The following is a 25,357-nucleotide window of genomic DNA, read 5'->3' on the forward strand; positions in this document are numbered from 1 at the left end:
GATGCCGTCAGCTATCCTGCTCCTGGAGTGTCACAAGGCCGATATTCTTAAAACCGGCAGCGGAAATGCGAGCCATCACCTTCATGACAGTGCCGTAATCGGCAGCTTTGTCCCCACGCACGAAGATACGCTCTTCGTAACCGGTCTTGGCAATCGCCTGAAGTTTAGCAACAACTTCATCAATCGGAATTTCTGTTTCCTGAAGATAGATTTTACCTTCGCTGTTCACCGATACGGTGATTGGCTGCGTATCGGCGTTCATCGCCTTCGCCTGCGTATCCGGCAGATCGATTGGCACACCAACGGTCAGAAGCGGTGCAGAAACCATGAAGATGATCAGCAGAACCAGCATCACGTCCACGAATGGCGTAACGTTGATTTCGCTCATCAATGCCTTCTTGCGGCCGCGCCTGCGGCGACCACCCGACTGCATTCCCTGATTTCCAACTGACATGCCCATTGCAAGTTTCCCGAAGGCTCGATTTCAACTTTTTTTGCTGGAACGCTTTATTTTTTGTTTTCACGCATGTCTTTATCGGAAAACCAGTTCCAACTTCTCCGCGACATGCTTTAGCTGCGCGGTGTCAGCTTCTCATCAATTTGGCGCGACAGTATGGCGGAAAACTCGTCCGCAAAACCTTCAAGGCGTCCGCTAATTTTACCCGCATCCGCAGAAAGCTTGTTGTAAGCAATAACCGCAGGAATAGCGGCGAGCAGACCAATCGCCGTTGCAAGCAACGCTTCCGCGATACCCGGTGCCACAACGGCAAGACTTGTGTTCTTGGAAGCAGCAATCGCCTGGAAGGAGGTCATAATACCAACAACCGTTCCGAACAGACCGACGAATGGCGCCGCCGAGCCTGTCGTTGCGAGGAAGCCAAGGCGGGATTCGAGCTTTTCGCCTTCGCGCGCCAGTGCCACATCCATCGCCTTGTCGATACGCATCTGCAAACCAATTGGCGAGCGCGCACCTTTTTCAAAGGACTTTTTCCATTCGCGCATTGCAGCGATGAAAATGGAGGCCATGCCAGTGGTACGACGTTCATTGAGCGTACGATAGAGTTCTTCCAGTGACTGTCCCGACCAGAAAGCCTGCTCAAAACGCTCCATCGCGCCGCGAGCACGACGATAAGAAACAATCTTGTCGACGATGATTGCCCAGGTCCAGACCGATGCGCCTATCAGGCCGAGCATCACCAGCTTGACCACCCAACCCGCATGCATAAACAGGCCCCAGAGGGTAATATCGGCGGCAGGGGCCGCGAGCGCAATATTTTCCATCGATCTACCGTCCTCGAATCCAAACGCCCGGCATTGTGACCGGGCGGCATCGCAAATTACTCGAAAAACGTCCGCTGCCGAACGCCCCAACCGCCATAACCGGATTTTAACTTTAAATCCTCAAGCGCTTGTCATGGTTAAATTTGGTGAAAGGAAGGCGTTGCTTAATAACCTGCCCCTCTACCGATTCCATCAGCATGATTAATGGATTATTATGGTTAAAGATCAGTTACTCTTAATGTGCGAATAATCAATGAGCACAAAGAATTACTGTTTGCTTCCAATGCGACGGACTATGGCATTTTGCGTTGCAACAACAAATTGGGACGTCATTGACGCGGAATTCGCAAATGCATGGCGAAGCGATAATGGTAGTTCGAGCTGAGCCCCCCGGCCAGACTGACAGCGATTGCACAGATTGACGGGATTGCGAGCAGGAAATGCATGACCGGACAAGCGAGTGGAAAATCCGGCACCTCTCAGTTCTTCGTCAAGAAGCTCAATAAACCTGGTATCCAATCCACCGAGATAAATCGTGTCCTTGTCGTCAAGCTGCCCCATACCATCCAAGGTCTGAGTGTCTTTTCGACCATGAATAGCAAGGGCATATCTGGAACGGGACAACAGATCATCCATCCTGACTTCAAAAAAACGATGGGACGTTATGTGAAGATCTTTTGCCCGCTTGCGGTCAACCAAGCCAATAAAGGAATAAAAACTATATTTTCCACCCGCAACTGCTTCTGCGAGTTCTGTCGTCTGATATTCAATTGTACCGCCATGCGGGGCGAGAATAACAATTTCTGAACCTGGAACGAAGCGGGTCACGACCGCAAAATCATTACCCTCGATATAGACATCGCAGAGCTCTTCAAAAGAGTGGAAACGGTCACTCATCTCAAGCCTTCGTAAAAGCGTCACGCCATTCATCGGGTATCCGGCGCGGTTGTCCTTCCTTGGTGATCATCACAGCCTCAACCTTCGCTTCTGAAAGCAGCCGCTCACCACAGGTAATCTTCTGCGCCATGATAACCCGTGCGCCACGGATTTCGCTGACACGGGTTTCAATCAGAATTAGATCATCCATTTTCGCAGGTGACTTGTAGTCGATCTCCATACGGCGAACGACCCAAACCATTTCTTCGCCAAGCGAACCTTCGGCAAGCTCAATATGATGAACATCCTGCAAGCGCAGAAAGTCGGTGCGGCCACGTTCGTAAAATTCGAGGTAGCGACCATGATAGACAAAGCCGGAAAAATCCGTGTCGGCATAATAAATGCGGGCATAGAGATAATGCGTGCCGTCTTTCAACTCGCCTGCAATCTGCGCATGTTCCATATCTATTCGTCTTCCATGAAAAGGCCAAACTGCGATTGCTGCGCGGCTTCAGCGGGCGCGGCAAGCCCCAGATGTTGCCATGCAAGATTGGTCAGCACACGTCCACGCGGTGTGCGCTGCAAAAAGCCCTGCTGGATCATATAAGGTTCGATAATGTCTTCAATCGCATCACGCGGTTCTGACAGTCCGGCAGCGATGGTTTCAATACCGACTGGTCCACCACCGAAATTGCGCGCAATCATATCGAGATAACGCCGGTCCAACTGATCGAACCCGCGGTTGTCCACCTCAAGACGCGACAAAGCCTCGTCGGCAATCTTGCTGTCGATGACATCGGCACCTGCGACCAGCGCGAAATCACGAACGCGGCGCAACAGACGCCCTGCGATACGTGGGGTACCACGTGAACGACGGGCCACTTCCAACGCACCATCCGGCGAAATACCCATCTGCATAATGCGTGCGCCACGGCGCACAATATATTCGAGTTCTTCGACGGTATAGAAATTGAGCCGTGTCGGAATACCAAAACGATCACGCAGCGGCGTCGTCAAAAGCCCCAGACGTGTGGTTGCTGCGACCAGCGTAAATTTCGCGAGATCAATCTTCACCGAACGCGCTGCTGGCCCTTCACCGATAATCAGATCAAGCTGAAAATCTTCCATCGCAGGATAGAGAATTTCCTCGACAGCCGGGCTGAGACGATGAATTTCATCGATAAACAGCACATCGCGATCTTCAAGATTGGTCAGCAGAGCCGCAAGATCGCCCGCCTTTGCAATGACCGGACCGGAGGTCGAACGGAAATTGACACCAAGCTCCTTGGCCATAATCTGCGCGAGCGTCGTCTTGCCAAGCCCTGGAGGGCCGACAAACAGCACATGATCAAGTGCCTCGCCACGCACCTTTGCAGCTTCAATAAACACTTTGAGATTGGCGCGCGCAGCAGCCTGCCCGACAAAATCGTCCAGCGTTTGCGGGCGCAATGTCGTGTCGGCATCTTCGCCACGCAGATCGGCGTCAATCAGGGGGTTGCGGTCGCTCATGCCAGTCCTCTCGCATGAACATTCAATTCAGACAAGTCACTCAACGCGACAGTTCCTTCAAACCAAGACGAATAAGCTTGGCCGAATCGGCATCTTCCCCGGCTTCTCGGAGTGCTGCGGCAACAGCATTTGCGGCCTGATCCCGAGAATAGCCAAGATTGGCGAGAGCTGAGACCGCATCGCTAACCGGAGCCGATGCAGCGCCCGCGCCGATTTCCTGCTTAAGGCCGATTGTGCCGCTGGCTTCCCCCGCAAAGGCCGGAGCCTTGTTCTTCAACTCAGTCACAATGCGTTCGGCAACTTTTTTACCAACGCCCGGCGCCCGCGAAACCATCGCGAGATCACGAAGCGCAATTGCATTTGCAAGTTCAGGCGGCGTCAATGTTCCGAGCACGGCAAGTGCCACCTTGGCACCAACGCCCTGCACGTTCTGCAACAGGCGGAACCATTCGCGTTCAAGCTGTGATCCAAAACCATAAAGGCGGATCATATCCTCGCGCACATATGTCTCAATGAGCAGCACCGCCGCCTCGCCTTCTCCACCCAAATTACCGAGTGTGCGGGAAGAACAGAACACAACATAGCCAACGCCATGCACGTCGATGACGGCATGATCATCAGCAATTTCATCGATCACGCCTTTAAGCTTGCCGATCATTTTATATCTATCCTGCTAATAACGCTTGCATACGACGTGCGCTGACAATGCTCTGACGATGATGCGCATGGCAAATAGCAATGGCAAGCGCATCGGCAGCATCGCTCGTATCGAACGTTGCGCGCGGCATCAAAACCTTCACCATCATATGAATTTGCTGCTTTTCGCCATGCCCCACACCAATCACCGCCTTCTTGACGGCATTCGGCGCATATTCCGCAACCGGCAATCCAGCCTGTGCGGGCGCCAGAAGTGCAATGCCGCGCGCCTGACCAAGCTTCAGCGTCGCCGTCGCATCTTTGTTGACGAATGTATGCTCAACGGCTGCTTCATGGGGCATGAATTCATGCAGGACGTTGGACAGTCCATCATGCAACTGGCACAGTCTCGATGCGAGATCCATCTCAGCATTCGAGGTCACAGTGCCGGAGCCGATAAAATGCAGAGAATTTCCAAGCGATTCGACAACACCCCAGCCGGTACGGCGGAGCCCCGGATCAATACCAATGATGCGAATCGTTTCTTTCATAAGTGAACCCTATCCTCAGACGGATCCACTTGACAGCATAAATGTGAACAAAAGAGAAACATTGCATCCGAAGATGCAATAAGACTGCGTAGATTTTACTTAAGACGCGCCAAAAGCAGTCTTCAGCAGCACAATCTGATCGGAAACCGGATTTCCACGCGGCACACTCTGCAAAGCTACAACTTCACCATAGACGTTGCGATCCATGCGGCGAACACGCGCCTGGAGACGAATCGAGCGCTCAACAAGCTCAGTGAAAGCATAAGGCAACTCATTCCAGCCCGGTGCGACGTCGCCAGCCGAAGGCGTATCAAGACGAACTTTGGCCTTTTCAGCTTCAACCTGCTTGCGGGACATTTCACCATTGCGCGCTGCACGCTGCAAAAGAAGCCATGAAGCAACCTGCATGAGACGTGTCGTCAGGCGCATCGATTCGGCCGCATAAAGGGTCGCGGCAACACGCGAGAGATTGCGCGCTTCCTCACGGCCTTCACCGTCGAGATAGCTGGCTGCTTCCTCAACCATGTCCATGCCTTCGCTGTAAATCGGCTTGAACGAATCTGAGAAAACCATGCGCTCAGCGAGGCTGATCATATTGCCCGGCATCTGTCCCTGTTCGCTAATCACTGCTCTGCCACCTTACATAAACGCATTTGCGAATATTTTGTTGCCCGCGCACCGTCAAAATGTGCGTGAGATAATAGAATGAGCTGCCGTTCGATCATGGGGAGAGCTGGGACGGAACAGCTTGATCGGGCGAGTCCACGACAAACTGCACCTTCATGCACCGTCGCGCAAGTTTATGTTTAACATTCGGTTAATTTTTTAAAATGGTTTTGAATAAACTGTGAAAGGCATTGACGTCAGATTTGCCGGAAAACAGGCGATTCCCTCAAAACCATAAAAAAAAGAGCCGCAAAGGCGGCTCTCAGGAGTTTAACAGGGAGGCGTCAAACAAAGTGGCTTCACCACTCGGTAAGAATCCAGCCGAACTGGATGTAAACCATTAAACGCCGTTAAGATTAATGATTGGTTAATTCTGAGCGCAAGCTGTGGAATAATCCGCAAACAAAAAAGCCGCCCGAAGGCGGCTTTTAATTACATCTGCTGAAGTGCCGGTTTTGGATTGGCTCCAATCGAGGCCTTTGAACCTTCCGCAGCGGGTTTTGCGGCAGGCTTCTTGCCCCAGCCAATGGTTGGGAGCCACTCGAGATAATAAGCCAGCGCGAACTGCATCACCACACCCGTTGCAATAAGCAGCGCGTCGTATGGCAGGCCACCCGGATTAACAAGCTTCATAACCTGCGCAACCATCGCCAACAGCGTACCGGCAATGAACACTGGCAGCGAATGCTTGCCGAGAATTGCGAGCGGATTATCCGGCGAAGTGCGCGCAATGCTGTTAAGCGTTGGGACGACAGCAATCAGATAAGCCATGGCGAGCACATGCAGAAGACGTGGAGCCGACAGAAACGTCTTGTCAAAACCGGTCAGAACCGCGGGCATACCCATTGAAACATCAATGCCCCAAAGCGGAATGCGGACCCAAGCCAGCGAAAGAACCAGATAACCAACAGCCGCTGCAATCAATGCAGGATTGGTCGGAAGTTTGCCGCCACGACGCACATGAATTGTGCCCGCAATACCGATAGCAAACAGGAACTGCCACGATAGTGGGTTGAGGAACCAGACGCCTTCAGTCGGATAATTGACCGGAGCAACATGATAGATGCCGGCAAGCAACCACACCATGCCCGATACACCAAGCATGAGCGACAGGCTGATACGCGCGAGCAAAAGCAGCAATGGTGTCAGCAGAAGAACGACCGCATACATTGAGAGAATATTGTTATAGCCAAGCTGATGACCGAGCGTAACGAGACCGAGAAGCGCCTCAACCGGCTGCTTAACCAGCGGCCCAATATTGATCTGCGTCAGAAGCTCGCGATGCTTAAGGAAAATCGCGGCGGAGGCAAAAATACCGATGGTCGCGAGCGTCGTCATAATGTGCGCGGTATACAACACACAGGCGCGACGCCACATTTTCAAAGTCAGCATCAGACGATTGCCCGGAGCGAACTTCGACCCATAGGCCAGTGCCACCGCCATGCCTGAAATCAGAACAAAAGCTTCTGCCGAATCCGAAAAGCCGAGATTCTTATGCGTGAAATGCTCGAAAAAGGTTCCGGGCACATGATTGATGAAAATCGTAAGCAGTGCCAGCGCGCGAAACACATCAATGCGTGTGTCGCGGACTTTTGGCACTATTTTCGCCGTTTCATTCGTCATTTCGCCTGCCTGCTGATTGTTTTCATTCTGCGTTAGCGCAGCACTTATTGCCGCCTATATAACGGGTAATTCGGTCAGAACGCGGTTGGTTCCAATCAACTTTCGTTCCAGTGGATAACATTATGCCAACACAGCTGTTTCCCGCCCCCGCAACAAAAGCGTTACAATGCAAAGGGGCTGTTCAAGCAACGCCTCTTACTTTATGCCCGAATTCCATCAACATTTTTCGCTAGGTTTGGTTTATGAACACGCCAACTGCTAAACAAAACAATGATCGCTGCCGCCTTTTGCTGGTTGCACCCCCCATCGCAAATGGGGATGCACTTGCAAAACTGTTGTCAGCAGCCTTGTCAGGTGGCGACGTTGCAAGTGTGATTCTCGACGGAACCGATCTGGATGAAGCCACATTTCAGGCATCAGCCCAGAAGGCCGTTTCCGTCATTCAGGAAAAAGGCGCTGCCGCGATCATCCTAAACGATACGCGCATTGCAGGCCGCGTTGGTGCCGATGGCATCCACATTGAAGGCAAAGCGGCAGAGCTTGCTGAAGCAATCGAAAAGCACACGCCAAAATTCATCGTTGGCACAGGCAATCTGCGCGATCGCCATAGTGCTATGGAAATCGGTGAATTGCAGCCTGATTATGTTTTCTTCGGCAAGATTGGCGCTGACAACAAGCCAGACGCGCACCCGCGCAACCTGTCTCTGGCTGAATGGTGGTCTGAGCTGGTTGAAATTCCAAGCATCGCACAGGCCGGTAACACGTTGGAAAGCGTCATCGCTGCCGCGCAAACTGGTGCAGATTTTGTCGCCCTTGGTAGTGCCATATTTGAAGCGGAAAACCCTGCGGAAGCTGTTGCGGAAGCCAACCGGCTTCTTGACGAACACGCACCTCGTTTCGAGAAATAACGCCCAAGGTTTTGTACGCCCTATGAAGAGCAAAATTCTTCTCACCACAGCTTTGATATTCGCTGCGTCTGTTCCGGTTGTTCATGCTGCCGGAACTGCTGGTGAACCCGCAGGCGTTCAAAAGAAACAAGACAAGAAAAGCGATAAACCTGCTGAAAAGCCCAAGATGCTGCCACAACCGGCATCGACCAGCGCTTTGCCTGCAATTGATCCAAGCCGGTTTGGCGATAAGCCCGCAGATGAAGCCTTTGGTGCCTATCAGCGTGGGCTGTATCTGACCGCATTCAATCTGGCGAAACCAAAAGCTGAGCAAGGCGATCCGGCTTCACAGACACTTGTCGCAGAAATTTACGCGCGCGGTCTGGGTGTCCCTGCCGATCAGAAAAAAGCTGCCGAATGGTATGCCAAAGCTGCCGATAAAGGCGTGCATGAAGCGCAGTTCCGCTACGCCGCCCTGCTGCTTCAAGGCCGCTACGTCAAAAAAGACACCGCCAAGGCGACGGAACTGATGCAAAAAGCTGCTGAAAGCGGCAATGCCATGGCGCAGTTCAATTATGGCCAGCTGCTCATGATGAAAGCGACGACTGCTTCTGGCATCGATGCGGCTTTCCCTTGGTTTGAGAGAGCTGCTACCGCGCAGCTCGCCGATGCTGAATATGCTTTGAGCCAGATTTACGCCAACGGCACCGACAAAATACCGCATGACGACAAGAAGGCGCGTGAATATCTGCTGCGCGCTGCGCGCAAGGGTTATGACACTGCGCAATACGATCTCGCAAACTGGCTCATTCAGGGTCGTGGTGGTGATCGCAATTACGAGCAGGGCTTTGGTTGGATGCAGATTGCCGCCCAGCGCGGCATGGTGATGGCGCAGGCATGGCTTGCTCGTCTTTATCGCGATGGTATCGGCACGGATGGTGACACAGTCAAATCCGCAGCATGGTATATCGTTGCTCAGCGCGCCGGTTATCGCTCACCAGACCTCAATGACATGATGGATGGTTTAGCTGATGATCAGCTTAAGCAGGCAATCCAGATCGCAAACAATCTCCGCGTTCGATAAAACCAGACAGTTTTTTGATGAGCTGACACGCTGATTTGCGGCTCAGGCTTGCACAAAGCGCTATTTTATGGTCTTGGAGAGCCCGATTATCGTGGTTCGAGTTAAAGATGGACGCAATCCCTGCAAATAAGCGGGAGATTGCCTTTCTGTCGTGATGCGCCGGGCCGCAACAGTTTCACATTTACTCCCGGATTAATCTTATGAAGATCAATGGTAACGAAATCCGCCCAGGCAATGTTATCGAACATGATGGCGGCCTGTGGGCAGCGGTTAAGACCAATGCAGTCAAGCCTGGTAAAGGCGGCGCCTACAATCAGGTTGAACTCAAGAACCTTATCACCGGCACCAAGCTCAACGAACGTTTTCGCGCAGCTGAAACCGTAGAGCGCGTTCGTCTGGAACAGAAGGACTTCTCGTTCCTTTACGAACAGGGCGAAGCGCTGGTTTTCATGGATACCGAAACCTACGAACAGCTTGAGCTGCTGAAGGATTTCGTTGGTGACCGCGCCGCCTTCCTTCAGGACGGCATGATGGTTACCGTTGAACTCTACGAAGAAAAGCCAATCGGCATTCGTCTTCCTGATCAGGTTACACTTGAAATCGTCGAAGCTGATCCGGTCGTCAAAGGCCAGACGGCAGCTTCTTCTTACAAGCCGGCTGTTCTTGAAAACGGCATCCGTATCCTCGTTCCACCATTCATCGCTTCGGGTGAACGCGTGATCGTTGATACCAACGAACTGACCTACGTCAGCCGCGCATAATCGAATATTTGAAATCATGCGGCGCCTGCAAATTGGGCGCCGCAGTCCATTCTCTTTGAAGAGAAATGCGACAGTTCTTTCTCAGCTTGCTCAGTTCTGAGTGCCATAGGTTTGATCTCATCAAATCGGCGCTCTGTGATTTATCAACGCGCATCTTTTTCGAAAGCAAGCTCCAAGGCTTCGGAATGCGCTTCTAAAAGGACGATCAGATGGCGCGTTCAGCCCTTCTCAATGTTATGGTTCAGGCCGCTATGAAAGCCGGACGCGGTCTCGCGCGCGACTTCGGCGAAGTGCAGAACCTTCAGGTTTCCCTTAAAGGTCCAGGCGATTATGTCAGCCAGGCCGACCGCAAAGCCGAAAAAGTCATTTACACCGAACTGAGCCGCGCCCGCCCGGACTTTGGCTTCCTGATGGAAGAATCGGGTGAGGTTGAATCGAAAGACGGACAGCATCGCTGGCTGGTCGATCCACTCGACGGCACCACAAACTTCCTGCATGGTATTCCTGTTTTCGCAGTCTCTATCGCTCTTGAGCGTCAGGGACAGATTGTTGCTGGCGTGATTTACAATCCAGCTATGGACGAGCTTTACACCGCTGAACGCGGCGGTGGCGCATTCCTCAATGATCGTCGTCTGCGCGTTGCGGCCCGCAACAAGCTGGTTGATTGCGTTATCGGCACCGGCATCCCGCATCTCGGTCGTCCCGGCCACGGCCAATACCTTGTCGAACTGCGCAATGTCATGGCTGAAACATCGGGCATTCGTCGCATGGGTGCCGTTGCACTTGATCTTGCATATGTCGCAGCAGGTCGCCTTGATGGCTTCTGGGAAGACGGCATGCATCCTTGGGATCTCGGCGCAGGCATGCTGATGATCCGCGAAGCTGGTGGCTTTGTATCCGACAAGAAGGGTGGCCAGGACATTTTTGGCACCAAGACCATTGTTGCTGGCAATGAAATTATTCAGAAAGCATTGCTTAAAACGGTCAACAAGCCAATCTGATCCGCTTCCTATTTCTATGTTTTACTGCGCTCCGGTATTCCAACCGGGGCGCATTATTTTTTCGCTTTAAGCGATTCCGCTTCGCTAAATTATGCAGTAGGCTCCCCCGCGACAGATTATCCCAACGGATATCCATGGAGCCAAACGCATGAGCGATCTGAGACTTTCACGGGAACGCCTCGACGATGCACGGGACTATGACCCCTACCGCCTGAGCAGCCCGAGAATTGTCATTCTTTCCATGGTGATCTTTCTCATCATTGTTGCATTCCTTGCAGCGATTCTGATGCGGCAGATCCATACGTTCTTCGTCACCAATCCCGGCCTGAATGGTCTGATCTTTGGCGTGCTGCTCATCGGCATTCTGCTCGCTTTCGGACAGGTACTGCGGCTACTGCCGGAAATCCGCTGGGTCAATTCATTCCGCGATGGCGAGCGCGATGGCACGACACGCCCGCCGGTGCTTCTTGCGCCAATGCGCGCTCTGATCGGTCGCAGGCAATCCATGGCACTGACGACCACTTCAACCCGATCCATTCTCGAATCGATTGCCACCCGCCTTGATGAAAGCCGCGATATTTCACGTTATCTGATTGGCCTTCTTGTGTTCCTCGGCCTGCTTGGTACCTTCTGGGGCCTGCTTGAAACAGTGGGTTCTATTGGCCAAACCATCCAGTCACTCGACCCGAGTTCGGGTAGCACAACCGATGTGCTTGATTCGCTCAAAGCCGGATTGCAAGCGCCGCTATCAGGTATGGGAACGGCGTTCTCGTCGTCGCTGTTTGGCCTTTCCGGCTCACTGATTCTGGGCTTCCTCGATTTGCAATCGGGCCGTGCCCAAAATCGTTTCTATACCGAGCTTGAAAACTGGTTGTCATCTGTGACCGACCTTGGTTCGGATATCAGCACCGATGAGCATCTGGGCGGCATACGTAGCCTGACAGAGCATGTGCAGAACCTGCAAGGTGGCGAGGCTTCCAGCCAGCGCACGACAGCAGCGCTTGCCAATCTTGCGGAAGGCATTCAGGGGCTAGTCAAGAGTATGCGCAGCGAACAGCAGCTGATGCGCGACTGGGCTGAGAAGCAAACGGAAGAGCAACAGGCCATCCGTGAAACACTTGGTCGTCTCAATGACGCCATTGCCTCCAGAGCCCCTGCCGAGCGCGCTCCAGGTCGCCCTAGTGACAGCAAACGGCCGGAGTAAGCAGCATGGCTCTAGGCCGTAACCGCCGCCCGCAACGTCATGTCGATTATTGGCCCGGCTTTGTCGATGCACTGACAACATTGCTGCTGGCCATCATGTTCTTGCTTACAGTCTTTGTGCTGGGTCAGTTTTTGTTGAGCCGCGATGTCGATAGCAAAGATACCGCTCTCGCACGCCTCAACAGCCAGATACAGGAACTCACCCAGCTTCTGTCGCTCGAAAAAAGCAACTCTCAGGACATGCAGGACACGATTGCCAATCTGCAAGCATCCTTGTCAGGTGCCGAGAGCGAGCGTTCCCGCTTGCAAGCTCTGCTCAATGAAGGCAGTGGTGCTGGTGCTGCCGCTGAAAAACGCGCCGGGGAACTCAGCCAGAGCCTAGATGCAGAAAAACAGGTGAGCGCACGCGCGCTTTCGCAAGTTGAATTGCTCAACCAGCAGATTTCTGCACTTCGTCGTCAGATTGCGGCACTGGAAGATGCACTCAATGCGTCAGAATCACGAGATCGCGAGTCAAACGCCAAGATCGCCGATCTCGGTCGCCGCCTGAACGTGGCGCTTGCACAGCGCGTGCAAGAATTGAACCGCTATCGCTCAGACTTCTTTGGTCGCCTGCGGGCGATTCTGTCCGACAAAGAAAACATCCGCATCGTCGGAGACCGTTTCGTGTTTCAGTCGGAAGTTCTTTTCCCGACTGGCTCGTCTGATCTCAATCCCGCTGGACTGGAGGAGATGAAGAAGCTTGCCGAGGCGGTCATCACACTCAATCAGGAAATCCCGGATGACATCAACTGGGTTCTGCGTGTGGATGGCCATACTGACAATGTGCCGCTCGCAGGCACTGGTCGCTTCCGCGACAACTGGGAGCTTTCCTCAGCGCGTGCGACAGCTGTCGTCAAAGACCTGATCGCCAACGGTGTTCCGCCCAACCGACTGGTTGCGGCGGGCTTTGGCGAATACCAGCCGCTTGATAATGCAGATACGCCCGATGCCCGCGCCAGAAACCGCCGCATCGAGCTAAAACTGACTGAAAGATAGAAATAAAGGGGCGCTTAGCCCCTTTATTTATTTCCCGAAAACGCCGGAACCAGCTTCAAATTGCAGCTTGGCAAGGCGGGCATAAATCCCACCCTTTTCAACCAGCGTCTGGTGGGTTCCCTCTTCGACAATCTGGCCCTTATCGAGCACCAGAATGCGGTCGGCTTTGAGAACGGTTGCAAGACGATGCGCCACGACCAGCGTCGTGCGATTATCCATAAGGCTATCGAGCGCTTTCTGCACCAGCATTTCGCTTTCGGCGTCAAGCGCCGAAGTCGCCTCATCCAGCAACAGAATGGGTGCCGCCCGCAGGATTGCGCGCGCAATTGCAATACGCTGACGCTGACCGCCTGAGAGCGTTACGCCACGTTCGCCGACTTCCGTGTCATATCCCTTGTCGAGTGCCAGAATAAAATCATGTGCAAGTGCTGCTTTTGCTGCGGCTTCGATTTCCGCATCACTCGCGCCCGGCTTACCAAAGCCGATATTTTCACGAATGCTGGTGGCAAAAATCACAACGTCTTGCGGCACGACTGCAATACGTTCGCGCACCTTAGCTGGATCAGCATCAGGCAAAGCCACACCATCCATCCGCACCAAACCCGTCTGAGGATCATAATAACGCATCACCAGCGAGAAGATCGTGCTTTTACCAGCGCCCGACGGGCCAACAATCGCAACCGTCTCACCGGGCTTTACAGCGAAGCTCACACCATTGAGCGATGGCGCATCGGGACGCGTCGGATAAGAGAAGTGCACATTATCGAAGCTAATGTCGCCCCGCGCTGGTTGCGGAAGAGCAACTGGCTTTAACGGTGCGACAATACCCGGGTTCTCATCGAGAATTTCAGCAAGACGCTCAGCAGCACCAGCGGCCTGAGCAAGTTCACCACCCACTTCAGAAAGCGCACCAAAGGCGCTGGCCGCAAATACCGCGTAGAGAACAAACTGGCCCAACGTCCCTGCGCTCATTGTGCCCGACAACACATCACGCGAGCCAAACCACAACACCGCAACAACACTGGCAAAGATCAGGAAGATCGCAAAGCCGGTGAGAATAGCACGTGCTTTGATGGATGAACGTGCAGCCTGATAGGCCTTTTCAACAGCGCCCGCAAAACGACCCACCACCATATTTTCATTGGTGAAAGCCTGCAAAGTGCGCATAGCACCAATCTGCTCGCTGGCATAAGCATTCGCATGCGCAAGCATGTCCTGCGTCATGCGCGAACGTCGGCGCACCGAACGACCAAAGGCAATCAGCGGAATAACAATCAACGGAATAGCAGCAATTACCAGCATGGAAAGCTTGGGGCTGGTGACGACCATCATGATCAGCGCACCAATGCCGAGAATCACATTGCGCAAAGCAACCGATGCCGTAGCCCCGACAACGGACTTGATCTGCGTTGTATCGACAGACAGTCGCGAAACGATCTCTCCAGACTGCGAGCGATCAAAGAATTCGGTCGAAAGGCTGGTCACATGCGAAAACACGGCATTGCGCAGATCGGCCACTACGCGCTCACCAAGCGAAATCACAAAGAAATAGCGAAGCCCGGATGCCAGCGCTAACACCAGCGCCAATGCCACCAGCATGACAAAGTAATTATTGACGAAGATCGCATCAGAACCTGAGAATCCATGATCAATCATCCGGCGAACGGCGACAGGTACGGCAAGAGTTGTTACAGCAGCAAGGACCAGCGAAAAAAGCGCGCCAACAACCAGACGCTTATAGCGCGAGAGAAATGGGATCATCCGCTTCAAAGGCTTAAGCGAGCGGCGTTTCCGATCTTCCTGGGTGTTGAAATCAGGATTCATGCGAATTTGACTATCTGTGCTGGCCATTCTTGAGATTGCGCCCTTGTTATTGCCGTGCGCCTGATGTATAGGCTCGCCAACCCTTTTGGAAGCCGTTGCCTTTGGTAACGGGTCTTCATATTGACCATCGGGCGAAAGTGCCGCAGTTTTAAACATTAGAGCTGGGCTTTTCTTCCCAGACTTTCAGGATTGAGAAGATGAAAGCTGATATCCATCCCGACTACCACACCATCAAGGTCGTGATGACCGATGGCACCGAATACACAACCCGTTCCACCTGGGGCAAAGAAGGCGATACGATGAACCTCGATATCGACCCAACCACGCATCCAGCATGGACCGGTGGTTCGCAGACTCTGCTCGACCGCGGTGGCCGCGTTACCAAGTTCAAAAACCGTTTCGGCAATCTCGGTATCTAATATCGTTATTGATGAACTTACGAAAAACCTCGCTCTGGCGGGGTTTTTTGTTGTCTGCATTTCACGCCAGTGGCTACCGTATAATGCAGCGCTCTAATAAAAAACTCCCGGACAAACCGGGAGTTGTAAGAATTAAAACTGAAACCAGAACTTAGGCGCTCAGCTTTTCCATAACTTCGTCACTGACTTCGAAGTTGCTGTAGACGTTCTGTACGTCATCATCATCTTCAAGCACGTTGAGAAGCTTCAGCACAGAACGCGCCTTTTCTTCATCAAGCTCAGTGTTGGTCTGTGGCTTCCAGATCGTCTTGATCGATTCGGCTTCTCCAAGCGCTGCCTCCAGCGCCTTAGATACGTCACCGATATCTTCAAAGGCGCAGAGGATCACATGCTCTTCTTCGCCCGACTGAACGTCGTCAGCACCGGCTTCAATCGCTGCTTCCATGACTTTGTCGGCATCACCAACGGAAATCTTATAAACGATTTCGCCAACGCGATCGAACATGAAGGCTGCAGAACCGGTTTCGCCCAGCGCACCACCAGACTTGGTGAAAGCTGCACGCACATTGGATGCGGTACGGTTGCGGTTATCAGTCAGGGCTTCAACGATGACCATAACGCCACCCGGGCCACGGCCCTCGTAACGCACTTCATCGTAGTTTTCCCCGTCATTGCCTGCAGCTTTTTTAATGGCGCGTTCAATGTTGTCTTTCGGCATCGACTGCGCCTTGGCATTCTGAATTGCCAGACGCAGGCGCGGGTTCATCAACGGGTCAGGCAGACCCTGCTTGGCCGCAACGGTAATTTCGCGTCCGAGCTTTGAAAACATTTTCGACCGCACGGCATCCTGACGGCCTTTGCGGTGCATGATATTCTTAAACTGTGAATGGCCAGCCATGGCACCCCTGTTCGGTTCAAATGAAGCGCACGGAGAAAGCGTCACTTGAGAAGAGGGCAGGCCACAGCTCGGGCCAGCGTGCTTTCCGTGCAGAATGGGCGCGTTATAAGGAATTGAGGCTCATTCGTCCAGCAAAAGCGCCAAATTACAAATTCCTCTGTCAATTATGCGATTAGCTGTCGACGCCCGGACCCAAACAGCTTTATCTATAAAGCCATGAAACAGCATTCCAGCAATACCTCCAGCGAAACAATTGCTACCCGCATCAGCCGCATTCTGGCTGACCGCATTATTGCGGGTGAGATCGAGCCCGGCGTAAAGTTGCGGCAGGATCATATTGCTGAAGAATTTGAAACGAGCCATGTCCCTGTCCGCGAAGCGTTTCGACGACTGGAAGCGCAAGGGCTGGCAATTTCAGAGCCAAGGCGTGGTGTTCGGGTTGCTTCTTTCGACATCAAAGAAATTCGTGAAGTCGCCGAAATGCGTGCAGCTCTTGAAGTGCTGGCATTGCGCCATGCGGCACCGCACATCACACGCGCCACGCTTGATGCAGCAGAGCAGGCAACCGTCGAAGGTGATAAATCACGCGACGTCAGAAGCTGGGAAGAAGCCAATCGCCGTTTTCATCGGCTGATTCTCGAACCCTGCAACATGCCGCGTCTTCTGGCGACAATCGACGATCTGCATGCAGCCAGTGCGCGCTTTCTGTTCGCCACATGGCGATCGGAGTGGGAAACCCGCACCGATCATGACCACCGAGCTATTTTAACTGCGCTTCGTCAAAATGACATTGAAGCAGCAACGACCATTCTGGCCCGCCATGTTCAATGGATCGGCCATCGCCCGATCAAAACGGCGTCGGGCAAAACCCGCGATTCTTTCGCTATCGTCGGCTAGAAGCCAGCTTTAACAAACAGATTTTTACTGCCCCGTGACCTGCCGCTGACGCAGATCGCGAACAGGTTTTATCGTACTAATTTTAAATAATTCCTAAATTTTATATATTTTATCTATTTCTCACTTGCCAAGAAGCATCAATCCAGAGATTTTAAATAGATTGAGTCGCAATTTTATCTATAATTTGAGGAAGCTATGACCGACATCACCCAGAAGAGTGTATCTTTCAGCCCGCTTGATCTTGAGTCCCGCTCGCCTGCCCTGCGCATTGCAGCCGTCGCGTTTGGCACATTGGTACTGGCAATCTCATCGCAGATCGTCGTTCCAATGATCCCCGTTCCCATCACACTTCAGACGCTGATCGTGCCATTGATTGGTGCGCTTTATGGCTGGCGCCTGGGTGCTGTCACAGTGCTAGCATGGCTTGGTCAGGCGATGATTGGCCTTCCCGTTCTGGCAGGCGGTGCGGGTGGCATCCACCACTTCGTAGGCGCAACGGCTGGCTATCTCGCAGCCTTCCCCATTATCGCAGCGCTGACCGGCTATCTCGCTGAGCGCGGCTGGAATAAGAGCATTGTTCTGAGCTTCATGTCTTTTCTTGCTGCCAACGCAATATGTCTGGCGCTTGGCGCCCTATGGCTTTCGGGCGCTATTGGCATTGAAAAGGCCGTTGCCTTCGGTGTCACGCCATTCATCGTCGGTGCCGTGATCAAATCCGCACTCGGCGCTGCAATCCTTAAAGCAGCAAACCGATAAGCAAAAAATGACGGTACGCCTGCGCGGCCATCATCTTCTCTGCATGCTGACTTATATCGGCAAAGGCTACAGCCCGGCATTCGTGGACAATTATGACACGATTGCCAGGCGCTTGTCTGGTGGAGAAGACATCGAGATCATTGATGGGCCGGACGATATTTGCCAACCGCTGCTTTGTACCGGCGATTGCCACTGCTTCAATGAGAATGTTGTGGTGCGCGACCGACTGGCGCTTAACGCCGTCTCAGACTTACTTGAAACGACAATTGCCGCAGGCTCTGATTTCGAGCTTGATGCGGCTCGACTTGCATTGATGCGCACTGCCTTTGCAGCAGGAATCATTCGCAAAGCCTGCCGGTCTTGCGAATGGTCAGATCTCTGCACCCGCATCGCCGTCCAGGACGATTATGCGGGCGTTCAAATCAGATTGTAGCTCGGAACTATTTCCAGAATTCTGGAATATGCTCTTCCAGTCGCGCGCCAATACGCAACGGTGCAATTTTTTCAGCAAGTCCCGTGCGATCAGAAATCTCAATCCCCACGCCGCAAACCGTCGCAGGACCGCTGGCGGCCTCAAAACGACCTTTCGGTACTTTCGACAGGAACCGATTAAGCGGCTCTTCCTTTTCCATGCCCAGCGACGAATCATAATCGCCGCACATGCCAGCATCCGACATATAGGCCGTGCCGTTGCGCAGAATTTGATAATCTGCCGTCGGTACATGGGTGTGCGTTCCAACCACGGCACTGGCGCGACCATCGACAAAATGGCCGAAGCATTGCTTTTCACTGGTGGCTTCTGCGTGAAAATCGAAGAATACGGCATCGGCCTGCTCACCGAGCGGACAGGCTTCGAGAATTTTCTCGGCTGCGATGAACGGGTCGTTGAGGTCGGGATGCATGAAAACGCGGCCCATCACATTGGAGACCAGCACGCGCGCACCGTTTTTGGCGATGTAAAGCCCTTCGCCTTTGCCCGCCGTTCCTTTCGGAAAATTTGCAGGACGCAGAAAACGGTCTTCACGCTTGGAAAAATCAAGCGCCTCGCGCTGATCCCAAACGTGATTGCCCGTCGTTACAACGTCGGCACCCGCGCGGATTGTGTCGTGAAAAATCTCTTCGGTAATACCGAAGCCGCCAGCGGCATTTTCACCGTTGACGATCACGAAGTCCAGCTTCAGATCGGAAATAAGCCCCGGCAGCTTGTCATAGACCGCCGTGCGCCCCGACCGGCCCACCATATCACCAAGAAAAAGTAATCTCATAAATCCGTCTTTATCAGCCCTGATCGAAGGAGCGCAAGCCAGTCTCAGTCAGTATCTGGTGAAGAGCGATATCGTGCGGCTCATTGGGCACATGTGGCACTTCCTGACATTCAAATGCCATGCCGATCAGGAGCGGCTCGAGACCGCGCTTGGTAAAACGCGACAGTGCCCGATCATAGTGCCCTGCTCCATAACCAAGCCTGTGACCACGCTTGTCAAAGCCGGCAAGCGGCATCAACAAAATGGCAGGATCAACCAGCGGGGCATTTTTATCTGGTCCCATCGTACCAAAGCCCGTCTGCACGAGTTCCGCATCCGGCAAAAACTCGCGGAAAGCAATTGTCTCCTTATCCACAACCACTGGCAGACAGAGCCGCACACCCTTATCACGCAGAAAAGACAATAGCGGGCGTGGATCAATCTCCGACCGGATCGGCCAATACCCGGCGATCATTGTTCCCTTGGGAATATGAAGAGCAGCTTCTGCCTTTTTAGCCGCCGACAAAGACGCCTCGTAACGAAATCGCGGATCAAGCGCATCGCGACGCGAAAGCACTGCTCGCCTTAACTCCTGCTTATCGCCACCTTGCGGCTGTCCATTGTCATTCATAAAACGCCTCCACCAATTGCTGATAGTGGACCCGGAATGGCGGCATCAGTCAAGCAGCAGCTGCAATCCGTTGCGAACGATCACGAATGACTTTCAGCACAACACCGTGAAAATCATTCAGGAAAACCTTGCCCCAAAAATCACAATAGAAATTGATCGGCGTGGCAATCCGGTAGCGCGTGGTCAGTGTCAGGCGCGTGTGACCATTCGGAAGTGCTTCAAGCTGATAATCGCCATTGGTAAGCTTGAGATAGGAACTATCCACATCGATATGCGCTTCAACGGCTGCAGGGATCGATTCCGGTCCAAAATTGAAATCCCATGCAAGAAGACGATTTTCTTCCCACTTCGTTATGATTTCCTGAAATTTTACACCGCGTGTCCACTCAAGCTGGCGTACAGCGCCGACACCCTTGCCCTCAAGCCGCGCATCGACAGGTTGCGGAACTCCGACGATCCCGTGACTGAATGTCCAAGACAGTTCATCCGCGCGAAGGTTGCGGATTTCAGCCGTCTGCTGCCACACAATGTCAGGTGAAGCTGTAATATCGATGACGGTGGTAACCGCCCCCTCATGGGGCTCATATTTCAGCAACGGTTCCAAAGGGTAAACCATCAAAGGAAGTGCAATCACCAGCATTGTCGAACGCGGTGAACGGAAGCGCCGAATAAGGGAAAGCGTCACCCATGATCCAATCGCCGAAAAAACTGCGAAGAATGGCGCAGCCATAATCACGCAAATCCCGCCCTCGCGAAAGAAGACCATGCTGATCACGACAAGGCCGCCAATTATCATCCAGGCCATTTTTACGTGATTCCAAAGGGCTTTTTGCGCACGCGGGTCGCTGATGCTGGATGCAAGGCTTGCAATCCCCATCGGCAACAGCATAAGGCCACCGAAAAAGGGCATCATATCGGAAATCGGCGTCAGCCAGATCAGCATATAGAGCAACAGCCCGTAGACCATCGCAATCGGAACAGCGACGCGCAGACGTTCAGACACTGGAGGTAAATCAGGGGGAGTATATGTCATCAGTAAACGCACATATCTTTGAAGGGATAAGGCGTTTTAGACTATATTCGTCTGAATTAACAAACCGCTTGGCTCAAAAAAGCGTTAAGCGAGAGAAAGTGGCGACCACGACGACCGATGGTAGTGTTTGATCCCGGGAACCTACAACGTAGGTGGGCGCCATATGCGAAAGCCCACAGGCCTTCACAGGGACAGCTCCCTTAGAGATCAATAAGGCCCCGGGGATGCTGTTACACCTGTCGGGAAGCGCAGTACGCCGACAACATATATAGGCGCAGTCACACATAAGCGCCAGAGCAATCAAGACAGATACAGAAAACTTTTAGGAAAATTAAGTCGAGCTACGACGCGGTGCGATACGCGCTGCTACCTGCTCAAGACGCGCTGCAACATCTGCGAGCATTCCGGTGACGGCAGCGTCATTTCTATCTGCATTTGTCAGCGCTTCATCATGTGAGTGACGCAGATTTTCAACCTCTTTTTCGAGCGCTTTGACACGCTTCTGCGTCTCAGCAAGCTCGTCCATCACCATAATGCCAGACATAACAGTAAGACGCAGATCACCAATTTCACCAAAAGAGGATTTCAAGTGAGTGACATATTGGTCGAAACGATCCGCAAGACCAGAGAGGTGCTCTTCTTGCCCTTCGTCACACGCCATCCGATAAGCTTTGCCATCAATGGTAACAGTTACAGTCGCCATGCACGTATCCTTTATCGATCCAGAACGGCGCGGATGGTTTCCATAGCGGTCACAAGACGACGTGACACTTCACGGTTCGCAGCCTCAAGCCGCTCTGCGCGTGCCTCAGATTGATCAAGTTCCTGAGCAAGTTTGCTACGGTCAGCGTTCATACGCTGCACCTCTTCCTCGGCTTCGGCGAAGTCGCCTTCCTTGTCCAGCCGCAGATCAACTGCTTGTTCAAGCGTGTTGAGTGCTTTGTCCAGCCGTTCGAGGACTTGCCTGAGGGTCGTATCGGGTGCCATCCATATCCTTTCCAATGCCAGATCACAGACCCAGATTACAGACTTCGAATCGCGCCTGCCGGACGGGCATCTTTAAAAAGACTGTAATAATCGTCAGCCCGATAAGCAACAAATGAGGGGGCTTTGACCCCGTTCATGCACCGTTATCAGCGCAAAAAAGGCTTTTCAGTGTTAGTCGCCCCAGCAATTGCCCGCATTTCGTACTGAATCGCGGAGTGTTTATCGTCGAAAAGCTATCGTTTTGTTGACTCCTCGGTCGCAGGTGCTATGTGTCCCAAAGCCTTTTGCAGCGCGAGCATCTGACGCATTTAATCGGTTTAAATTGATTAAATCGTTTAGTATAAGAAGTTCGTGCTTCAGTCCCGAGGCATCGCCGCAACCCCGTTCAAACCACTCTGGAAAGACGGCTGAGACCATGACGAATTCCGATAAACAAAATCAGTTGGCCAATGCAATCCGCTTCCTCTCGATTGATGCGGTTGAAAAAGCCAACTCCGGCCATCCCGGACTGCCTATGGGTGCAGCCGATATTGCGACCACGCTCTACACGCGCTTCCTGTCGCATGACCCACAGAACCCACATTGGCCAGATCGCGACCGCTTCGTGCTTTCCGCAGGTCACGGCTCGATGCTTCTTTATTCGCTGCTCTTCCTTTCGGGCTACGAAGACATCTCGATTGAGGAAATCAAGAATTTCCGTCAGCTCGGCGCACGTACTGCGGGTCACCCGGAATACGGTCATGCCGCTGGTATAGAAACCACAACGGGTCCACTTGGACAGGGCATTGCCAATGCTGTTGGCATGGCGCTTTCCGAACGCGTTCTGAACGCACAGTTCGGCGACAGCCTCGTTGACCACTACACCTATGCGATCGTGGGTGATGGCTGCCTTATGGAAGGCATCAGCCAGGAAGCTCTTTCGCTTGCTGGTCATCTGAAGCTCAATAAGCTGATCGTTCTTTGGGATGACAACAACATCTCCATCGACGGCCCAATCTCGCTGTCCGACAACACCGATCAGCCTGCACGTTTCGCCGCGTCCGGCTGGAACACGTTGGCCGTTGACGGCCATGATCAAGATGCGATTGCAAAGGCAATCGAACTGGCCAAGGTTTCGGACAAGCCAACCTTCATCGCCTGCAAGACCACGATTGGTTTTGGTTCGCCAAATAAGGCTGGCACCAACAAGGTTCACGGTTCGCCACTCGGTGCAGAAGAAATTGCTGCAACACGCAAGGCACTCGGCTGGGCTTCTGAGCCTTTCGTTGTTCCTGCTGAAGTTCTCGACGCATGGCGCGTTGCTGGCCTCAATGCAGCGAAGAAGCGTCAGGAATGGGAAAAGCGTCTCGCTGCGGCTGACGCAGAAACCCGCGCTGAATTTGAACGTCGTATGCGTGGCGATCTGCCTGCAAACTTCGATGACGCGATCAACGAATACAAGAAGAAGCTTTCCGCTGAAAAGCCAAAGGTAGCGACCCGCAAGTCGTCCGAAATGGCTCTGGAAGTGATCAACGGCGTTGTGCCTGAAACGCTCGGCGGCTCTGCCGACCTGACCGGCTCCAACAACACCAAGACCAGCCAGACCAAGGCTGTTACGCCGGAAAACTACGGTGGTCGCTACATCCACTACGGTATCCGCGAACACGGCATGGCTGCTGCCATGAACGGTATCACACTGCATGGCGGTCTGATCCCTTACTCGGGCACTTTCATGTGCTTCTCGGATTATTGCCGTCCGGCCATGCGTCTGTCGTCGCTGATGGGCATCCGCGTTGTTTACGTCATGACCCATGATTCGATCGGTCTTGGCGAAGACGGTCCGACCCACCAGCCGGTTGAGCATCTTGCAGCTCTACGCGCCATTCCGAACCACAATGTCTTCCGTCCGGCTGACGCTGTGGAAGTTGCAGAATGCTGGCAGCTTGCACTGCATTCGAAGGGCACGCCTTCGACGCTCGCTTTGACCCGCCAGAACCTGCCTGTCGTTCGTACCGAACATCGCGAAGAAAACCTCTCCGCATTCGGCGCTTACGAACTGGCCGCTGCACAGGGCGATGCGAAAGTTTCGATCTTTGCAACTGGTTCCGAAGTTGAAATCGCGCTCAAGGCGCGTGACCTTCTCGAAGCCAAGGGCATTGCAACCCGCGTTGTTTCGGTTCCATGCTTTGAGTTGTTTGAAGAACAAAGCGATGCTTACAAGCAGGCAACGCTTGGCGATGCTTCCGTTAATGTCGCAATCGAAGCTGGTATTTCGATGGGCTGGGAACGCTTCATCGGCGAAAACGGCGTCTTCATCGGCATGAAGGGCTTCGGCGCTTCGGGCGAGATCAACGATCTCTACAAGCATTTCGGCATCACAGCAGAACATGCTGCTGAAGCTGCGGAAAAGAAGCTCAACGCCGCATAATGATCAAACGCCGGCGCTAAACACGCCGGCGTTTACCTTTCCAGTTGGGGCTTACCGCCTTAGCTGTTTTATCAAGCCACTGCATATGCAGAACCCTTTTGGGAGAATGAGAGAAAATGGCAGTTCGCGTCGCAATCAACGGTTTTGGCCGCATCGGCCGCAATGTCCTTCGCGCTATCGTCGAATCGGGCCGCACCGACATTCAGGTCGTTGCAATCAACGACCTCGGTCCGGTCGAAACAAACGCGCACCTTCTGCGCTATGACAGCGTTCATGGTCGTTTTCCAAAGGAAGTAAAAGTCGTTGGTGACACCATCGACGTTGGCTACGGCCCGATCAAGGTTCACGCTGTTCGCAACCCTGCTGAACTGCCGTGGAAAGAAGAAAACGTCGACATCGCTCTGGAATGCACCGGCATTTTCACTGCACGCGACAAGGCAGCTCTTCATCTTGAAGCTGGCGCAAAGCGCGTTATCGTTTCGGCTCCTGCCGATGGCGCTGATCTGACTGTCGTTTTCGGTGTGAACCACGACAAGCTGACGAAGGACCATCAGGTCATTTCCAACGCTTCGTGCACCACCAACTGCCTTGCGCCAGTGGCACAGGTCCTTAACGATGCAATCGGCATCGAAAAGGGCTTCATGACCACGATCCACTCCTACACGGGCGACCAGCCAACGCTGGACACCATGCATAAGGACCTCTACCGCGCACGTGCAGCAGCTCTTTCGATGATCCCAACTTCGACGGGCGCTGCTAAGGCCGTTGGTCTGGTTCTGCCAGAACTTAAGGGCAAGCTCGACGGCGTTGCAATCCGCGTTCCAACCCCGAATGTTTCGGTCGTTGACCTGACTTTCGTTGCCAAGCGCACCACCACTGTTGAAGAAATCAACAATGCGATCCGTGAAGCTGCCAATGGTCGTCTCAAGGGCATTCTCGGTTACACCGATGAGCCGCTGGTATCGCACGACTTCAACCATGATTCGCATTCATCGGTATTCCATACCGACCAGACCAAGGTCATGGACGGCACGATGGTTCGTATCCTGTCGTGGTACGACAATGAATGGGGCTTCTCGAACCGCATGAGCGACACCGCTGTCGCTATGGGCAAGCTGATCTAATAACTGACAACGCCCCTTCAA

At 53.2% G+C, this 25,357-nt stretch carries 28 protein-coding genes and 1 other RNA gene; 12 read left to right on the top strand and 17 right to left on the bottom strand.

Translation table 11 applies throughout. From position 1 onward, the window contains the following. Positions 1 to 7: 7 nt before the first annotated feature. From tolR to U2P60_RS07565, 9 genes are all read right to left on the bottom strand, one after another. Positions 8 to 460: a protein TolR gene (tolR, locus tag U2P60_RS07525; RefSeq protein ID WP_313827157.1), complete on the bottom strand. Its 453-nt coding sequence runs from the start codon at positions 458 to 460 to the stop codon at positions 8 to 10. Between the two features lie 110 nt (positions 461 to 570). Beyond that, on the bottom strand, positions 571 to 1,281 hold the full coding sequence (gene tolQ / locus U2P60_RS07530; RefSeq protein WP_313827159.1) for a protein TolQ: 711 nt from the start codon (positions 1,279 to 1,281) through the stop codon (positions 571 to 573). A gap of 267 nt (positions 1,282 to 1,548) precedes the next feature. Further along, positions 1,549 to 2,211 (bottom strand): poly-gamma-glutamate hydrolase family protein, encoded by a 663-nt coding sequence (locus tag U2P60_RS07535; RefSeq protein ID WP_413572076.1) that lies wholly within the window; start codon positions 2,209 to 2,211, stop codon positions 1,549 to 1,551. Then, positions 2,180 to 2,620 carry a YbgC/FadM family acyl-CoA thioesterase gene (locus U2P60_RS07540; RefSeq protein WP_313827161.1) on the bottom strand — a complete coding sequence of 147 codons (441 nt, stop codon included), beginning with the start codon at positions 2,618 to 2,620 and terminating at the stop codon, positions 2,180 to 2,182. The genes U2P60_RS07535 and U2P60_RS07540 overlap by 32 nt, the downstream gene beginning before the upstream one ends. A gap of 2 nt (positions 2,621 to 2,622) precedes the next feature. Then, positions 2,623 to 3,666: a Holliday junction branch migration DNA helicase RuvB gene (gene ruvB / locus U2P60_RS07545; protein ID WP_313827162.1), complete on the bottom strand. Its 1,044-nt coding sequence runs from the start codon at positions 3,664 to 3,666 to the stop codon at positions 2,623 to 2,625. Positions 3,667 to 3,706: 40 nt separating this feature from the next. Next, on the bottom strand, positions 3,707 to 4,324 hold the full coding sequence (gene ruvA, locus U2P60_RS07550) for a Holliday junction branch migration protein RuvA (protein WP_313827163.1): 618 nt from the start codon (positions 4,322 to 4,324) through the stop codon (positions 3,707 to 3,709). A 7-nt stretch (positions 4,325 to 4,331) separates the two neighbouring features. Then, positions 4,332 to 4,853 carry a crossover junction endodeoxyribonuclease RuvC gene (ruvC, locus tag U2P60_RS07555; protein ID WP_313827164.1) on the bottom strand — a complete coding sequence of 174 codons (522 nt, stop codon included), beginning with the start codon at positions 4,851 to 4,853 and terminating at the stop codon, positions 4,332 to 4,334. 99 nt (positions 4,854 to 4,952) lie between these two features. Then, positions 4,953 to 5,459: a DUF1465 family protein gene (locus U2P60_RS07560; protein WP_413573709.1), complete on the bottom strand. Its 507-nt coding sequence runs from the start codon at positions 5,457 to 5,459 to the stop codon at positions 4,953 to 4,955. Between the two features lie 492 nt (positions 5,460 to 5,951). Further along, the gene (locus U2P60_RS07565) at positions 5,952 to 7,142 is read right to left on the bottom strand and encodes an OpgC family protein (protein ID WP_413572077.1); all 1,191 of its coding nucleotides are present in this window, start codon (positions 7,140 to 7,142) and stop codon (positions 5,952 to 5,954) included. Between the two features lie 242 nt (positions 7,143 to 7,384). On the opposite strand from U2P60_RS07565, the gene U2P60_RS07570 reads away from it, so the two are divergent. The 6 genes from U2P60_RS07570 to U2P60_RS07595 all read left to right on the top strand — a co-directional run bounded on the left by U2P60_RS07570 (position 7,385) and on the right by U2P60_RS07595 (position 13,116). After that, positions 7,385 to 8,050 (top strand): thiamine phosphate synthase, encoded by a 666-nt coding sequence (locus tag U2P60_RS07570; protein WP_413572078.1) that lies wholly within the window; start codon positions 7,385 to 7,387, stop codon positions 8,048 to 8,050. Positions 8,051 to 8,072: 22 nt separating this feature from the next. Beyond that, positions 8,073 to 9,113: a tetratricopeptide repeat protein gene (locus tag U2P60_RS07575; RefSeq protein ID WP_413572079.1), complete on the top strand. Its 1,041-nt coding sequence runs from the start codon at positions 8,073 to 8,075 to the stop codon at positions 9,111 to 9,113. Positions 9,114 to 9,313: 200 nt separating this feature from the next. Next, on the top strand, positions 9,314 to 9,874 hold the full coding sequence (efp, locus tag U2P60_RS07580; protein ID WP_250041117.1) for an elongation factor P: 561 nt from the start codon (positions 9,314 to 9,316) through the stop codon (positions 9,872 to 9,874). A 209-nt stretch (positions 9,875 to 10,083) separates the two neighbouring features. Further along, on the top strand, positions 10,084 to 10,875 hold the full coding sequence (locus U2P60_RS07585; RefSeq protein WP_310015282.1) for an inositol monophosphatase family protein: 792 nt from the start codon (positions 10,084 to 10,086) through the stop codon (positions 10,873 to 10,875). A 148-nt stretch (positions 10,876 to 11,023) separates the two neighbouring features. Then, positions 11,024 to 12,079 (top strand): flagellar motor protein MotA, encoded by a 1,056-nt coding sequence (locus tag U2P60_RS07590; protein WP_413572080.1) that lies wholly within the window; start codon positions 11,024 to 11,026, stop codon positions 12,077 to 12,079. 5 nt (positions 12,080 to 12,084) lie between these two features. Next, complete coding sequence (locus U2P60_RS07595) at positions 12,085 to 13,116, top strand: peptidoglycan -binding protein (protein ID WP_413572081.1); 1,032 nt, start codon at positions 12,085 to 12,087, stop codon at positions 13,114 to 13,116. Between the two features lie 27 nt (positions 13,117 to 13,143). On the opposite strand, the gene U2P60_RS07600 is transcribed toward U2P60_RS07595, so the two are convergent. Continuing rightward, positions 13,144 to 14,940, bottom strand: coding sequence for an ABC transporter transmembrane domain-containing protein (locus U2P60_RS07600; protein WP_413573711.1), 1,797 nt, complete (start codon positions 14,938 to 14,940; stop codon positions 13,144 to 13,146). A 197-nt stretch (positions 14,941 to 15,137) separates the two neighbouring features. Here U2P60_RS07600 and rpmE point away from each other — a divergent pair, with 197 nt between their 5' ends. After that, positions 15,138 to 15,359 (top strand): 50S ribosomal protein L31, encoded by a 222-nt coding sequence (rpmE, locus tag U2P60_RS07605; RefSeq protein ID WP_187544024.1) that lies wholly within the window; start codon positions 15,138 to 15,140, stop codon positions 15,357 to 15,359. Positions 15,360 to 15,510: 151 nt separating this feature from the next. Here the strand turns inward: rpmE and U2P60_RS07610 are convergent, their stop codons facing one another. After that, positions 15,511 to 16,257 carry a YebC/PmpR family DNA-binding transcriptional regulator gene (locus U2P60_RS07610; RefSeq protein WP_313827172.1) on the bottom strand — a complete coding sequence of 249 codons (747 nt, stop codon included), beginning with the start codon at positions 16,255 to 16,257 and terminating at the stop codon, positions 15,511 to 15,513. A 216-nt stretch (positions 16,258 to 16,473) separates the two neighbouring features. Here U2P60_RS07610 and U2P60_RS07615 point away from each other — a divergent pair, with 216 nt between their 5' ends. The 3 genes from U2P60_RS07615 to U2P60_RS07625 all read left to right on the top strand — a co-directional run bounded on the left by U2P60_RS07615 (position 16,474) and on the right by U2P60_RS07625 (position 18,343). Continuing rightward, the gene (locus U2P60_RS07615) at positions 16,474 to 17,154 is read left to right on the top strand and encodes a GntR family transcriptional regulator (protein ID WP_413572082.1); all 681 of its coding nucleotides are present in this window, start codon (positions 16,474 to 16,476) and stop codon (positions 17,152 to 17,154) included. 195 nt (positions 17,155 to 17,349) lie between these two features. Beyond that, positions 17,350 to 17,910, top strand: coding sequence for a biotin transporter BioY (locus U2P60_RS07620; RefSeq protein ID WP_413572083.1), 561 nt, complete (start codon positions 17,350 to 17,352; stop codon positions 17,908 to 17,910). Positions 17,911 to 17,917: 7 nt separating this feature from the next. Next, a complete protein-coding gene (locus U2P60_RS07625; protein ID WP_413572084.1) occupies positions 17,918 to 18,343 on the top strand; it encodes a DUF1284 domain-containing protein in 426 nt (141 codons plus the stop codon). A gap of 7 nt (positions 18,344 to 18,350) precedes the next feature. On the opposite strand, the gene U2P60_RS07630 is transcribed toward U2P60_RS07625, so the two are convergent. From U2P60_RS07630 to U2P60_RS07655, 6 genes are all read right to left on the bottom strand, one after another. After that, complete coding sequence (locus tag U2P60_RS07630) at positions 18,351 to 19,175, bottom strand: TIGR00282 family metallophosphoesterase (protein WP_313827176.1); 825 nt, start codon at positions 19,173 to 19,175, stop codon at positions 18,351 to 18,353. Between the two features lie 13 nt (positions 19,176 to 19,188). Continuing rightward, positions 19,189 to 19,785: a 5-formyltetrahydrofolate cyclo-ligase gene (locus U2P60_RS07635; RefSeq protein ID WP_413572085.1), complete on the bottom strand. Its 597-nt coding sequence runs from the start codon at positions 19,783 to 19,785 to the stop codon at positions 19,189 to 19,191. A 49-nt stretch (positions 19,786 to 19,834) separates the two neighbouring features. Continuing rightward, on the bottom strand, positions 19,835 to 20,818 hold the full coding sequence (locus U2P60_RS07640; protein ID WP_413572087.1) for an SRPBCC family protein: 984 nt from the start codon (positions 20,816 to 20,818) through the stop codon (positions 19,835 to 19,837). 99 nt (positions 20,819 to 20,917) lie between these two features. Then, positions 20,918 to 21,076: non-coding RNA, 6S RNA (gene ssrS / locus U2P60_RS07645), on the bottom strand. Between the two features lie 73 nt (positions 21,077 to 21,149). Further along, a complete protein-coding gene (locus U2P60_RS07650) occupies positions 21,150 to 21,521 on the bottom strand; it encodes a cell division protein ZapA (protein WP_413572089.1) in 372 nt (123 codons plus the stop codon). 11 nt (positions 21,522 to 21,532) lie between these two features. Beyond that, positions 21,533 to 21,805: a DUF4164 domain-containing protein gene (locus tag U2P60_RS07655; protein WP_250041133.1), complete on the bottom strand. Its 273-nt coding sequence runs from the start codon at positions 21,803 to 21,805 to the stop codon at positions 21,533 to 21,535. A 415-nt stretch (positions 21,806 to 22,220) separates the two neighbouring features. On the opposite strand from U2P60_RS07655, the gene tkt reads away from it, so the two are divergent. Together tkt and gap are read left to right on the top strand one after the other, a co-directional pair. Next, entirely contained in the window at positions 22,221 to 24,212 is a 1,992-nt protein-coding gene (tkt, locus tag U2P60_RS07660; protein WP_413572090.1) for a transketolase, read from the top strand. A 116-nt stretch (positions 24,213 to 24,328) separates the two neighbouring features. After that, positions 24,329 to 25,336: a type I glyceraldehyde-3-phosphate dehydrogenase gene (gene gap, locus U2P60_RS07665; protein WP_250041135.1), complete on the top strand. Its 1,008-nt coding sequence runs from the start codon at positions 24,329 to 24,331 to the stop codon at positions 25,334 to 25,336. Positions 25,337 to 25,357 lie beyond the last annotated feature (21 nt).

The sequence above is a fragment of the Brucella sp. H1_1004 genome (assembly GCF_047308065.1).
GTDB lineage: Bacteria > Pseudomonadota > Alphaproteobacteria > Rhizobiales > Rhizobiaceae > Brucella > Brucella pseudogrignonensis_B.